Source organism: Pseudomonas sp. RL_105y_Pfl2_101 (assembly GCF_963970585.1).
Classification (GTDB): domain Bacteria; phylum Pseudomonadota; class Gammaproteobacteria; order Pseudomonadales; family Pseudomonadaceae; genus Aquipseudomonas.
In genome coordinates, this window is sequence record NZ_CAXAPG010000030.1 from 26,782 (window position 1) to 39,842 (window position 13,061).

General features: G+C 62.7%; 11 protein-coding genes. 6 read left to right on the forward strand and 5 right to left on the reverse strand.

All coding sequences use genetic code 11. The features are described from left to right. The first annotated feature begins 49 nt into the window (after positions 1 to 49). On the forward strand, positions 50 to 1,381 hold the full coding sequence (locus tag AACY31_RS23320) for a DUF58 domain-containing protein (RefSeq protein WP_339475609.1): 1,332 nt from the start codon (positions 50 to 52) through the stop codon (positions 1,379 to 1,381). Positions 1,382 to 1,850: 469 nt separating this feature from the next. Then, positions 1,851 to 2,207 carry a DUF6124 family protein gene (locus tag AACY31_RS23325; RefSeq protein WP_339475611.1) on the forward strand — a complete coding sequence of 119 codons (357 nt, stop codon included), beginning with the start codon at positions 1,851 to 1,853 and terminating at the stop codon, positions 2,205 to 2,207. A gap of 149 nt (positions 2,208 to 2,356) precedes the next feature. On the opposite strand, the gene AACY31_RS23330 is transcribed toward AACY31_RS23325, so the two are convergent. Next, a complete protein-coding gene (locus AACY31_RS23330; protein WP_339475613.1) occupies positions 2,357 to 2,716 on the reverse strand; it encodes a PilZ domain-containing protein in 360 nt (119 codons plus the stop codon). Between the two features lie 282 nt (positions 2,717 to 2,998). Then, positions 2,999 to 3,373, reverse strand: a complete 375-nt coding sequence (locus AACY31_RS23335; protein ID WP_339475616.1) for a tetratricopeptide repeat protein — start codon at positions 3,371 to 3,373, stop codon at positions 2,999 to 3,001. A 321-nt stretch (positions 3,374 to 3,694) separates the two neighbouring features. Between AACY31_RS23335 and pyk the strand changes: the two genes are divergently transcribed. Then, on the forward strand, positions 3,695 to 5,146 hold the full coding sequence (gene pyk, locus AACY31_RS23340; protein WP_339475618.1) for a pyruvate kinase: 1,452 nt from the start codon (positions 3,695 to 3,697) through the stop codon (positions 5,144 to 5,146). Between the two features lie 159 nt (positions 5,147 to 5,305). On the opposite strand, the gene AACY31_RS23345 is transcribed toward pyk, so the two are convergent. Next, positions 5,306 to 6,241 (reverse strand): iron-sulfur-binding ferredoxin reductase, encoded by a 936-nt coding sequence (locus tag AACY31_RS23345; RefSeq protein WP_339475621.1) that lies wholly within the window; start codon positions 6,239 to 6,241, stop codon positions 5,306 to 5,308. After that, a complete protein-coding gene (locus AACY31_RS23350; RefSeq protein WP_339475623.1) occupies positions 6,234 to 7,340 on the reverse strand; it encodes a GGDEF domain-containing protein in 1,107 nt (368 codons plus the stop codon). The genes AACY31_RS23345 and AACY31_RS23350 overlap by 8 nt, the downstream gene beginning before the upstream one ends. Positions 7,341 to 7,801: 461 nt before the next feature. Between AACY31_RS23350 and AACY31_RS23355 the strand changes: the two genes are divergently transcribed. From AACY31_RS23355 to AACY31_RS23365, 3 genes are all read left to right on the forward strand, one after another. Continuing rightward, the gene (locus AACY31_RS23355; RefSeq protein ID WP_339475626.1) at positions 7,802 to 9,325 is read left to right on the forward strand and encodes a fumarate hydratase; all 1,524 of its coding nucleotides are present in this window, start codon (positions 7,802 to 7,804) and stop codon (positions 9,323 to 9,325) included. A gap of 194 nt (positions 9,326 to 9,519) precedes the next feature. Continuing rightward, on the forward strand, positions 9,520 to 11,286 hold the full coding sequence (locus AACY31_RS23360) for a sensor histidine kinase (RefSeq protein ID WP_339492057.1): 1,767 nt from the start codon (positions 9,520 to 9,522) through the stop codon (positions 11,284 to 11,286). Continuing rightward, positions 11,279 to 12,613 carry a sigma-54-dependent transcriptional regulator gene (locus AACY31_RS23365; protein WP_339475632.1) on the forward strand — a complete coding sequence of 445 codons (1,335 nt, stop codon included), beginning with the start codon at positions 11,279 to 11,281 and terminating at the stop codon, positions 12,611 to 12,613. The genes AACY31_RS23360 and AACY31_RS23365 overlap by 8 nt, the downstream gene beginning before the upstream one ends. A 44-nt stretch (positions 12,614 to 12,657) precedes the next feature. On the opposite strand, the gene AACY31_RS23370 is transcribed toward AACY31_RS23365, so the two are convergent. Next, entirely contained in the window at positions 12,658 to 12,984 is a 327-nt protein-coding gene (locus tag AACY31_RS23370; protein WP_339475635.1) for a hypothetical protein, read from the reverse strand. Positions 12,985 to 13,061 lie beyond the last annotated feature (77 nt).

Sequence of the window (13,061 nt, forward strand, 5' to 3'; positions counted from 1 at the left end):
TAAATCCCCTCGCCACAATGGGTTGCTGCCCTGTCATGGAAATGCACCCATGAAACCCTCACGCCTGCTGCTGACCTGGCTCGCCGTGCTGCTGGCCGTGAGCATCGTGCTCGGCGCGCTACGGGCCTTGGGCATGGCGGTGCCATCGACGCTGCTGTCGATCAACTGGGGGTTGCTGCTGGCTGTGCTGGCCCTGGCGCTGCTCGACGCGGTGCGCGTCCGGCGCCTGCCCTCGCCCCGGGTGCAACGGCAAATGCCCGGCAGCCTGGCCCTGGGCCGCTGGGGTGAAATCCGCTTGGACATCAGCCATGACTTTGCCCAACCGCTGCACGTGCAGCTTTTCGACCATGTACCCGACGGCCTGGACTTCGAAAACCTGCCGCTGTCGGTCGAACTGCAACCCGGCCAGCGCAGCCAGGTCGGCTACCGCCTGCGCCCGCTCAAGCGCGGTCATTTCACCTTCGCCCACTGCGAAACCAACCTGCCAAGCCCGCTGGGCCTGTGGGCCGACAAACGCCTGCTGGACGCCGTCGACCACACCCGCGTCTACCCGGATTTCGCCAGGCTCTACGACGGTCAACTGCTGGCGGTGGACAACTGGCTCAGCCAACTCGGCATCCGCCAGCGTCAACGCCGTGGCCAGGGGCAGGAATTCCATCAACTGCGCGAATTTCGCGAGGGCGACAGCCTGCGCCAGATCGACTGGAAAGCCACGGCCCGCCATCGCACGCCGATTGCCCGGGAATACGAAGACGAGCGCGACCAGCAGATCATCTTTATGCTCGACTGCGGCCGGCGCATGCGCAGCCAGGACGGCGAGCTGGCGCATTTCGACCACGCCCTCAATGCGTGCCTGCTGCTCAGCTACACCGCCCTGCGCCAGGGCGATGCCGTGGGCTTGAGTACCTTCGCCAGCGAGCAAAACCGCTACCTTGCCCCAGTCAAAGGCACCGGCCAGCTCAACGTCCTGCTCAACACCGTGTACGACCTCGACAGCAGCCAACGCCCCGCCGATTACCAGGCCGCCGTCACTCAATTGTTGGCCCGGCAAAAACGCCGGGCCCTGGTGGTGCTGGTGACCAACTTGCGGGATGAGGACGACGCGGATCTGCTCGCGGCCGTCAAACGGTTGGGCCAGCAGCATCGGGTGCTGGTGGCCAGCCTGCGGGAAGAGGCCCTAGACCGGTTGCGCCAGACGCCGGTGCAAACCCTGCCGCAAGCCTTGGCTTACTGCGGGACGGTGGACTATTTGAACGCACGGGCCGAGCTGCACAAGCAACTGGCCGCCCATGGTGTGCCAACCCTGGATTCGCGCCCCAGTGAGTTGGGCGCGGACCTGGTGAGCCAATACCTGGCCTGGAAAAAGGCCGGGACCGCCTGAAGCTGATCCCTTAAGAAAAACGATGAACGCGTGGCGAGGGAGCTTGCTCCCGCCGGGCTGCGCAGCCCCCCCTTTTGGGGAGCGCTTCGCACTGGAGCGCCCGTCCGGTCATGCGGGACCGCATTGGTCCTACAGCGAGCCAGCAAAAGTCCGATTAACTACAGCGCCTTGCGCAACGGACTACAGATCCGCCAGAATCCGCCGGCTTGTGCACCTTGGCCTTGCCCCGTAACTTGATTCGCGTCGCTGATACCCAGCGATCGGGTTTAGTCGCCCGGGCAGTAGTAGCGTGTGCACAAGCGTCATCCAGTCAGGCCTCCCTATCCCTGCACTTGATGGTGACTGTACGCAGGGCGCTCTCGGGCGCGCCGGTTTTGCTACTCCTCCCGGTCGACTAACCTGCGTACAGCCGCCACCCCCTTCGTTTAGTCGCGAAAAAGTGACGGCTCCATTTCTAAAGGAGCAGTAAATGATCAAGCCGACCCCAAATCCACCCCACGAAACCCCCGACCCCGAAAAGCTCGACGAAGCGGCTCAAAGAGCCCTCGACTACTACCTCAAGCCCAACCACGGCCAACCCGACAAAAAACCTTACACACAACCGGATTACTTCATCGTCGCCCCCGACGCCGACCCCGAAGGCATGCTCGCGCACACCTACGAAACCTTCTGTTCGGTGAGCACGCTGATCCTGGATCTATCGGAAGACCTGGAAGGCGCCCCGCGCAACCTGGCGCTGGCGATTCACCAGATGGGCGAGATGGGCGAGATGGGGGTGTTGTTGCTGGAGAGGATGCTGGATAACGAAGCGAGGGTTCAGCGCTGAAGGCTGCGCAAGTGCAGGCGACTGAATAATATCTAGTAGTTAATGCGCAACCTGTGGGAGCGAGCCTGCTCGCGATGGCGTACTTGAAATCGCCATCGCGAGCAGGCTCGCTCCCACAAGTGGTGCCCCAACAACAATCAAATGGGCGCTCAGGCCGAGGCCGACAACGGATAAAAACTGAAATACTGCCGCAACGCGCTCACCAGCTCCCCGTAGTCCGGTGGTGCCCACAGCAGGCTGAAACCGGCGTCGAAATGCTGCGGGGTCACATCTTCATGACACCACAGGCACCTGGCTTTCAACTTGATGTTTTGCTGTGGCCCTTCGTCGGCGGGGATTTTCAGGTGCAGGTCAAAATCCGCACCGATCATCAACGGCAACGGGCTGATCAGCATCAGCCCATTGTCAGAAACATTGCCCAAAAAGCCGATGGGCCTGTCGTTGATACCGTTGAACACTCTGAGAAAATACGGCAACTGATGCCGTTCGATTCGGCGTTCCTTGTACATGTCTTGTATCGCTTTCTTAGCGGCCACATACCGGGCCTACCGATCACTTCGGAACGAACCCAAACGAGCCCGCTCTCCCCAATACCGGTGCCAGACGCTGTCAATCGTCTTGAGCCTGTTTCTGCCGGTCTCAGGTGCTTCTAGAAAGTAGAGATCTAGCTCTAACTACGACTTGTACAAATATAGCCCAAGGTGGAATGACGACCAGCCTCATGAATTAAATTTCATAAACAAGACAGATAGAAGCGGTGGCCAGGGATGACGCCTGGCCGGGGGGAGGGGTCAAGACGCAGTAGGACGGATCGCCGAGGCGCTACGGGTAGGGTAATGGCCCAGGCTCTGCAGGGTCTCGAGCCGGGCACGGGCGCGGAAAGCGTATTCGCTGTTGGGGTATTGGGTGATGATGAACTGGTAGGTTTGCGCCGCATCGATAAACAGCTTCTGCCGTTCCAGGCACTGGCCGCGCAGCATCGAGACTTCCGGCTGTATATAGCGGCGGGCACGGCTGGCGCGGTCGACCTGGGACAGTTCGAGCATGACCTGCTCGCAATTGCCGCGGTCATAGGCCTTGTAGGCCAGGTTCATGTGATGGTTCATCGACCAACGGGTACAGCCCGTGACGCTCAGGGCCAGGGCAACAAAAAGCACGAATCGCATGGGAGGTTCTCCTGTCTTGAGCTCTGTATCGACCTGGGTGGGAAAATCTGTAGGAGATGCCGAAGGCTCGGGCCGCGTTCGGACGATCTTTTGATCTTTCGCTTGAAACTCAATTGTCTGGGGAAAGATCGCAGCCTCGTTGCACTCGGCAGCTCCTACAGGATGAGTTCACATTGCAAAGGGGGGCACCCTTTCACAAGGCGCAAAAATTTTCAGGAATGTTCATTTCGAAAAACAAACGAAAAAGTAGTGCATATGAACAATGACTACACCCAAAGAGCATAGTAGCCTTCGCTGGCGCTTGAACTTGAGGAGTCTTGCATGTCCGTCCGTCGCACCAAAATCGTCGCTACCCTTGGCCCGGCCAGTAATTCGCCGGAAGTTCTCGAACAGCTGATTCTGGCTGGCCTGGACGTTGCCCGCCTGAATTTCTCCCACGGCACCCCCGACGAGCACAAGGCTCGTGCCAAGCTGGTGCGCGACCTCGCCGCCAAGCACGGCCGCTTCGTGGCCCTGCTGGGTGACCTGCAAGGCCCGAAGATCCGTATCGCCAAATTCGCCAACAAGCGCATCGAGCTGAAGATCGGTGACGCCTTCACCTTCTCCACCAGCCATCCGCTGACCGAAGGCAACCAGCAAGTGGTCGGCATCGACTACCCGGACCTGGTCAAGGACTGCGGCGTCGGCGACGAACTGCTGCTCGACGACGGTCGCGTGGTGATGCGCGTCGAGACCGCCACCGCCACTGAACTGAACTGCGTCGTGACCATCGGTGGCCCGTTGTCGGACCACAAAGGCATCAACCGACGCGGTGGTGGCCTGACCGCACCGGCCCTGACCGAAAAAGACAAAGCCGACATCAAGCTGGCCGCGGAAATGGAAGTCGACTACCTCGCCGTGTCCTTCCCCCGTGACGCCGCCGACATGGAATACGCCCGTCAACTGCGCGACGAAGCCGGCGGTACGGCCTGGCTGGTGGCCAAGATCGAACGCGCCGAAGCCGTGGCCAACGACGAAACCCTTGATGGCCTGATCAAGGCGTCCGACGCCGTGATGGTGGCCCGTGGTGACCTGGGCGTGGAAATTGGCGACGCCGAGCTGGTGGGTATCCAGAAGAAGATCATTCTGCACGCACGCCGCCACAATAAAGCCGTGATTGTCGCGACCCAGATGATGGAGTCGATGATCCAGAACCCGATGCCGACCCGCGCCGAAGTGTCCGACGTAGCCAACGCCGTACTCGACTACACCGACGCCGTGATGCTTTCGGCCGAAAGCGCCGCCGGCCTCTACCCGCTCGAAGCGGTACAGGCCATGGCACGCATCTGCATCGGCGCTGAAAAGCACCCGACCAGCAAGACCTCCAGCCACCGCATCGGCAAGACCTTCGAGCGCTGCGACGAAAGCATCGCCCTGGCGACGATGTACACCGCCAACCACTTCCCGGGCGTGAAGGCGATCATCGCCCTGACCGAAAGTGGCTACACGCCGCTGATCATGTCGCGCATCCGCTCCTCGGTGCCGATCTACGCGTTCTCCCCGCACCGTGAAACCCAGGCCCGCGCATCGATGTTCCGTGGCGTCTACACCGTGCCGTTCGACCCAGCCGCCCTGCAACCGGGCGAAGTCAGCCAGGCGGCGGTGGATGAACTGGTCAAGCGTGGCGTGGTGCAGACCGGCGACTGGGTCATCTTGACCAAAGGCGACAGCTACCACACCATCGGCGGTACCAACGGGATGAAGATCCTGCATGTGGGCGACCCGATGGTCTGAGTGACCGAGCTGAAAAACAAAAGCCCTGCCATGTGAATGGCGGGGCTTTTTGGTTTTTGCCTGCCAGAAATGTGGCGCCTCGGGCGAGCGCAAGCGCTGGGTGAACTGCCAGCCCACTTCTTCAATCACCTTGCGCAACTGTTCCCGGCCTGGAAACGCTCAACCACGGGGCAGGAAAACGTCGGCCAGCAGTTGATTGCGCGGCAAGCCGGCCAGGTACAAGCGCTTGGCAAAGGCCTCGACCCGGTCGGGATGGCCGCAGAGTAAGGCTTGGGTCTGCCGCGAAACAAGCCGCAGTTGCGCCAAGGCGGACGGTGCCTCGACGGCGGTCAGCAGCTCCACGCTGAGGTTTTTATGCTTGGCTGCCAGCGCCGCCAGGGGTTTGGCCAGGTAATGCCCGGTCGCATCATGGGCCACGTGAATAAGGCGAATCGCACCTTGGTGATGCTGACGCAAAGCTTCGCGCAGCAAGCCAAACAACGGCGCCAGGCCAGTGCCGGCCGCGAACAGCCACAGCGGCCTGTCGTGCCAGTCGGGGTCGTAATGCAGGGCACCGCCGCGCAACTCGCCCAGGCGGATCGGATCACTGGCCTTCATCTGCCGGGCGGCATCAATGAATTGGCCGGGCTCGCGGCAATCGAGGTGGAACTCCAGGAAACGGTCCTCCTCCGGCAGGCTCGCCAGGGAATAGGGCCGGGCCACGTCGCCGGCCCACAGCACCAGGTGCTGCCCGGCCTGATACCGCAGCGACCGCTCGGGGGTGATGCGCAGGCGCAGCACCTCGCCACCGAGCCAATCCACCGCCGCCACATGAGCGGCCTGGCCGTCGCGTTGCGGGTCGAAGGTGTGGATCTGCACATCCTCGACCACCTGGCATTGGCAGGCCAGCCGCCAACCCTGGTCGCGTTGCACTGGGTTCAAGGCATCGGGACGACTGTCGCGCACATCGCCGCCCACACACTGCACCAGGCAGGCGTGGCAGCTACCGGCGCGACAACTGTAGGGCACCGCCACACCGGCACCGTTCAACGCGTCCAGCAGGTTACTGCCCGCCGCCACCGTCCATTGCCGACCGGCGACTGTCAGTTCAGGCATCGACGCTCTCCCAGGCGGCGGCGCAACGGTTGCGGCCGTCTCGCTTGGCACGGTACAGGGCCTGGTCGGCACGCTGCAACGCGTTGTCCAGGTCGTCGCCCATTTCCAGCATCGTCAAGCCCGCCGACAAGCTGAGGGTGCCGACCTGCAGGCCGATCAGCTCGACTTCGGTGAACGCCAGCCGCAGCCGCTCGCAGCAGGCCGTCAGGCGCTGGGGATCGCAGGCGGGCAGCAGCATGACGAATTCCTCGCCGCCATAACGGGCCAATACATCGCCCTCGCGCAGGCACGCCGTGGCGACCGCGGCAAATGCCTGCAGCACCTGATCACCAGCAGCGTGGCCGTGCAGGTCGTTGATGCGTTTGAAATGGTCGAGGTCGATCAGGGCCAGGCCATGGGCGATGCCGGGCCTGAGGGTGTTGAGTTCACGCGAAGCGAGGCGCAGGAAGTGCCGGCGATTGAACAACCCGGTCAGCTCATCGGTGGCCACCAGGTCTTCGAGCTGGCGCATCATCCCGCGCAAGGTTTCCTGGTGCGCCTGCAAGGCAAACCGCCGCTGGCGCATGCGCTGACGTGATATCTGGACGTAGCGGGCGTAAAACACCAGCCACACCAGCACGAGAAACAGCACGGCCACCTGCAATCCAGCCAGGGTGGGATCGGGAAGCCTGAAGAAGTAGCCGTCCCACAGGGTAATAGCGGTGAAGCTGATGAACACCAGCGCCGCGCAGCGCACGAAGGCCCGGCGTGACAGGTGAAACAGCCCGAACAGCAGGATCAATACGTAAAACACCAGGAACACGCCCCGAGCCTGGTCCAGGTGCGCCATCATCCAGGTCTGCCAACCCAGGCCGATCAACACCTGCGCTTCGGTGAGGCTCGGGTCGGCGAAGCGCAGGTTACGGTCGGTGATAAACAGCGCGAACAGGCCGGCCTGGCACAGCACCACCAACACGCTGCCGATGATGACATCGCGCAACGAATCGAGGTAATGACCACTGAAAAATGCCAGCCACAACAAAACCAGTGCCAGCGCGTACGTCGCGGCCGCCAAAGCGAAGCGTTTCAGCAAAAGACGTTGAATGGCGTTATGGGTCAATCGTTGACTCACCATGGGAAAGGAAACTGACAGGAGGCGTCCTACGCTACAGGCCAGACGCCACTTTAGTGGCGTGTAGGACAAATGACCATTCAATTCTGGAGCAGAAAAATGGCGTCAAAGCAATGGCCCAGATTGACGCAGTTGTTTGATGCCTTACACATGGCCTGTACACCGCCCTGCTGGGCTGTGAAAGCAAAGCTTGCTCGCGATGCAGACGCCTCGATTTCCTGGGAGAGCGCGTTATTTTCATCGCGGGCAAACCGTGCGCCCACAAGCTCACATCGCTATCGCGAGCAAGCTCGCTCCCACAGGGGGTCGGCCTGCGATATACTGCCGCGCCTTTTTAGCGTCGCGCCAGCATGCCCGGCGTGCCTTATAGAGGTGCCGCCCGTCGACCGATGCACCCAAGCGGCCGGCACCTTATTGAATGTTCCCGTCTTTAGAGAGGAGCGCGACTCATGACCGTGATCAAGCAAAATGACCTGATACAGAGCGTTGCCGACGCTTTGCAGTTCATTTCCTACTACCACCCCGTGGATTTCATCCAGGCGATGCACGAAGCCTACCTGCGCGAAGAATCGCCGGCGGCCCGTGACTCCATGGCGCAGATCCTGATCAACTCGCGCATGTGCGCCACCGGCCATCGGCCGATCTGCCAGGACACCGGCATCGTGACCGTGTTCGTGCGCGTGGGCATGGACGTGCGTTGGGATGGCGCGACCATGGGCCTGGACGACATGATCAACGAGGGCGTGCGTCGCGCCTACAACCTGCCGGAAAACGTCCTGCGTGCCTCCATCCTCGCCGACCCGGCAGGCGCACGTAAAAACACCAAGGACAACACCCCGGCGGTCATCCACTACTCCATCGTCCCGGGCAACACCGTGGAAGTGGACGTGGCGGCCAAGGGCGGCGGCTCCGAGAACAAGTCGAAGATGGCCATGCTCAACCCGTCCGACTCCATCGTTGACTGGGTGCTGAAAACCGTTCCGACCATGGGTGCCGGCTGGTGCCCACCGGGCATGCTCGGTATCGGCATCGGTGGCACCGCCGAGAAAGCCGCGGTCATGGCCAAGGAAGTGTTGATGGAATCCATCGACATCCACGAGCTCAAGGCCCGCGGCCCGCAGAACCGTATCGAAGAGATGCGCCTGGAGCTGTTCGAGAAGGTCAACCAACTGGGCATCGGCGCCCAGGGCCTGGGTGGCCTGACCACCGTGCTCGACGTGAAGATCATGGACTACCCGACCCACGCCGCCTCCCTGCCGGTCTGCATGATCCCCAACTGCGCCGCCACCCGTCACGCCCACTTCGTGCTCGACGGCAGCGGTCCGGCGTCGCTGGAAGCGCCGCCGTTGGACGCCTACCCGGAAATCGTCTGGGAAGCCGGCCCATCGGCCCGTCGCGTCAACCTCGACACCCTGACCCCGGAAGACGTGCAGAGCTGGAAACCGGGTGAAACCGTGCTGCTCAACGGCAAGATGCTCACCGGTCGTGATGCGGCGCACAAGCGCATGGTGGAAATGCTGAACAAGGGTGAAACCTTGCCAGTGGACCTCAAGGGCCGCTTCATCTACTACGTCGGCCCAGTCGACCCGGTAGGCGACGAAGTCGTCGGCCCAGCCGGCCCGACCACCGCCACGCGGATGGACAAGTTCACCCGCCAGATCCTCGAGCAAACCGGCCTGTTGGGCATGATCGGCAAATCCGAGCGCGGCCCGACCGCTATCGAAGCGATCAAGGACAACAAGGCGGTCTACCTGATGGCCGTCGGCGGCGCCGCTTACCTGGTGGCCCAGGCGATCAAGAAATCCAAGGTCCTGGCGTTCGCCGAACTGGGGATGGAAGCGATCTACGAGTTCGAGGTCAAGGACATGCCGGTGACCGTTGCGGTCGATAGCCAAGGCGAGTCGGTGCACATCACAGGTCCCGCCATCTGGCAGAAGAAGATCAGTGACAGCCTGGCGGTCGAAGTGCAGTAACAGGCATTTTGGCGCGGTGAAAAAGGCCGGTGGGCGACAAGCTCACTGGCCTTTTTTTATGCAGTGATGCCACAGCCAAACCTGTGGGAGCAGGCTCGCTCCCACAGGATCTGCGGCAGGCTCGAAGTACATGATGGCTTGACGCAACCGCCATGCTATCGTGCCCGCCCGACTTTCCACTGGTTTACGCCAGCATGCTGCCGACTTCCCGTACCTTGCGTCTGTCGTTGTACACCTTGCTGATCCTCACCGGCGCCGCGGTTGCCGCCACCCTCGCCGTGCGCCATGCCGAACGTGCGGCGCTGGAAGAAGAGGCCAGCCGTGCCAACCAGCAATTGGCGCTGTATGCCACTTCGCTGCACACCCTGATCGAACGCTACCGCGCCCTGCCTGCCGTGCTGGCGCTGGACCCGCAATTGCGCTCGGCCCTCAAGGGGCCGGTCAGCGCGGCGCAGCAGGATGCGTTGAACCGCAAGCTGGAACAGATCAATGGCGCCGCCCAGTCATCCACCTTGGAATTGCTCGACCACACAGGCTTGGCCGTCGCGGCCAGCAACTGGCGCCTGCCCAGCAGCTATGTCGGGCACAACTATGGCTTTCGGCCCTATTTCCTCCAGACCCGCACCCAGGGCACCGGACGTTTTTATGCGGTGGGCGTGACCAGCGGCATCCCGGGGTACTTTCTCTCCAGCGCCGTAACCGATGACAACGGCGAGTTCCTCGGCGCGATGGTGGTAAAGCTGGAGTTTCCGGAGCTGGAGCGCGAATGGCGCCAGGGCAACGACACCCTGCTGGTCAGCGATGCCCGGGGCATCATCTTCATCGCCAACCGCCCGGGTTGGCGTTATCGCCACTTGCAGCCGCTGAGCGACAGCGACCGTGCCGAACTCAAGGCCACCCGTCAATACGACAAACAACCGTTGCAACCGCTGACCTATGAGCCCCGGCGACGCTTTGACGACAATAGCCATCTGGCCCGGGTCGAGACGCCTGATGGCTCGGCGGACTACTTGTGGGAGTCCTTGCCACTGACCGCCGAAGGCTGGACGCTGCACTTGCTGCGTCGGCCGCAGATCGCCTTCGAAGACCGTCGCAACGCTGGGTTCGCGGCCGCCGGGTCGTGGCTGGCGCTGGTGTTCCTGTTGCTGTTTCTCAACCAGCGCTGGCGCCTGGCAAAGTTGCGCCAGCGCAGTCGCGAAGAGCTTGAACGGTTGGTCGAAGAACGTACCCGGGACCTGCACACAGCCCAGGACGGGCTGGTGCAATCGGCCAAGCTGGCGGCTCTGGGGCAGATGTCGGCGGCCCTGGCCCATGAAATCAACCAGCCCTTGACCGCCCAGCGTATGCAATTGGCGACTCTACGCTTGCTGCTCGATCACGGTCGGGTCGATGACGCCTACAAGGCCCTCAAGCCGCTGGACGACATGCTGACCCGCATGGCCGCCCTCACCGGTCACCTGAAGACGTTTGCCCGCAAAAGCCCCAGCGGCCTGCGCGAACGTCTGGACTTGGCGGCGGTGGTGGACCAGGCGCTGCAACTGCTGGACACGCGCCTGCGCGACGAGCAGATCAGTACCGTGCTGCACCTGACGCGACCGGCATGGGTGCGCGGCGATGCGATTCGACTCGAACAGGTGTTGATCAACCTGCTGCGCAACGCTCTCGACGCCATGGCCGACACCCCCATCAAGCGCCTGGAAGTGCGCCTGGAGGCCGATGATCAATTGTGGCGCCTGACCATCAGCGACAGCGGCACCGGGATCGCCGAGGAGCATCTGGCCCAGGTGTTCGATCCGTTTTTCACCACCAAGGCGGTAGGCGACGGCCTGGGCCTGGGGCTGGCGGTTTCGTTCGCCATCATCCATGAATCCGGTGGACGGCTGACGGCGGACAACCATGAGCACGGCGCGGTATTCTGCGTGACCTTGCCCATCGATCAGGAGGCGCAACTGCATGCTTGATTCAGTCATGGTCGTGGATGACGAAGGCAGCATTCGCAGTGCCGTCGAGCAGTGGCTGAGCCTGTCGGGGTTCCAGGTGCAGTTGTTCAGCCGCGCCGACGAATGTCTGGCCCGATTGCCGGAGCATTTCCCCGGGGTGATCCTCAGCGATGTGCGCATGCCCGGCCTCAGCGGCCTGGATCTGCTGGCCGAAGTGCGCCGCCGCGATCCCGACCTGCCGGTGATTCTATTGACCGGCCACGGCGACGTACCGATGGCCGTGGAAGCCATGCGCGACGGCGCCTACGATTTCCTGGAGAAACCCTTCAGCCCCGAGGCCCTGCTCGGCAGCCTGCGCCGGGCTTTGGACAAGCGCACCCTGGTCCTGGAAAACCGTCGTCTGCATGAACAGGCCGACGCCCGCGCCCGCCTCGATGGCACGCTGCTGGGGGTTTCCCGCGCGCTGCAAAACCTGCGGCGCCAGGTGCTGGACTTGGCGGCACTGCCGGTCAACGTGTTGATCCGCGGCGAAACCGGCAGCGGCAAGGAACTGGTCGCCCGTTGCCTGCATGACTTCGGCCCGAGGGCGAGCAAGCCCTTCGTCGCGTTGAACTGCGCGGCTATTCCCGAACCGCTGTTCGAGGCGGAACTGTTCGGCCATGAAAGCGGCGCCTTCACCGGCGCCCAGGGCAAGCGCATCGGCAAGCTCGAATACGCCGACGGCGGCACGCTGTTTCTCGACGAAATCGAGAGCATGCCCCTGGCCCAACAGGCCAAGTTGCTGCGGGTGTTGCAGGAACAGAAGCTCGAACGCCTGGGGTCCAACCAGAGCATCCATGTGGACTTGCGCATCATCGCCGCCACCAAGCCCGACCTGCTGGACGAAGCCCGGGCCGGGCGTTTTCGCGAAGACCTGGCCTATCGCCTGAACATCGCCGAGCTGCGCCTGCCGCCGCTGCGTGAACGGCGCGAGGACATTCCCTTGCTGTTCGAACACTTCACCCACAGCGCCGCCGAACGCCTGGGCCGCCCCGCCGCGCCCCTGAGCAGCCCGCAGTTGAGCCACCTACTTAGCCACGACTGGCCGGGCAACGTGCGAGAACTGGCCAACGTCGCCGAACGCCAGGTGTTGGGGCTCGATCAACTGCCCGTCCTGGAGACGGAGCCTGGCCAGTCCCTCGCGGCCCAGCAGGAAGCCTTCGAAGCCCAATGCCTGCGCGCCGCCCTGACCCGGCACAAAGGCGATGTGAAAGCCGTGCTCGAAGAACTGCAACTGCCGCGCCGCACCTTCAATGAAAAGATGCAACGCCATGGGTTGAGTCGGGAAATGTTCTTGCGGGGCAACTGATGAGGCTGTCGCGACACGACTCGCGATCGTCCCGAGGCCTGAGGTTAACCCGACAGCAAACTGGCAATCAGCCGCTTCCTGCCCGCCCCATCCAGCGCACGGTAGCCATCCAATAGCAATTCTTCGTCCGGCGCCAAGGCTGGCGCGGTTTGCACACGCTGGCCCGTCAGGATGTATTGGACGTCCACCCCGATCGCCACCAGTTTCGCCACCAGATCGGCCGGGCACTTCTGCCGCCCCGAGACCACTTCTTTCAAGCGTTGCGGGCTCGATTCCCCCGCCGCGCGAGACGCGGCCGCCAGCGAAACACCACAGCGGTCAATTTCTTCGCGCAAACGAACGTGTATATATTCCACCAACACTATTGACACGGTGTATATACTCCACCAAAATCCCCGGCATAAAAAACGGCCATCATCGCCTCATCAGAATCGGCACCACGGCCGCG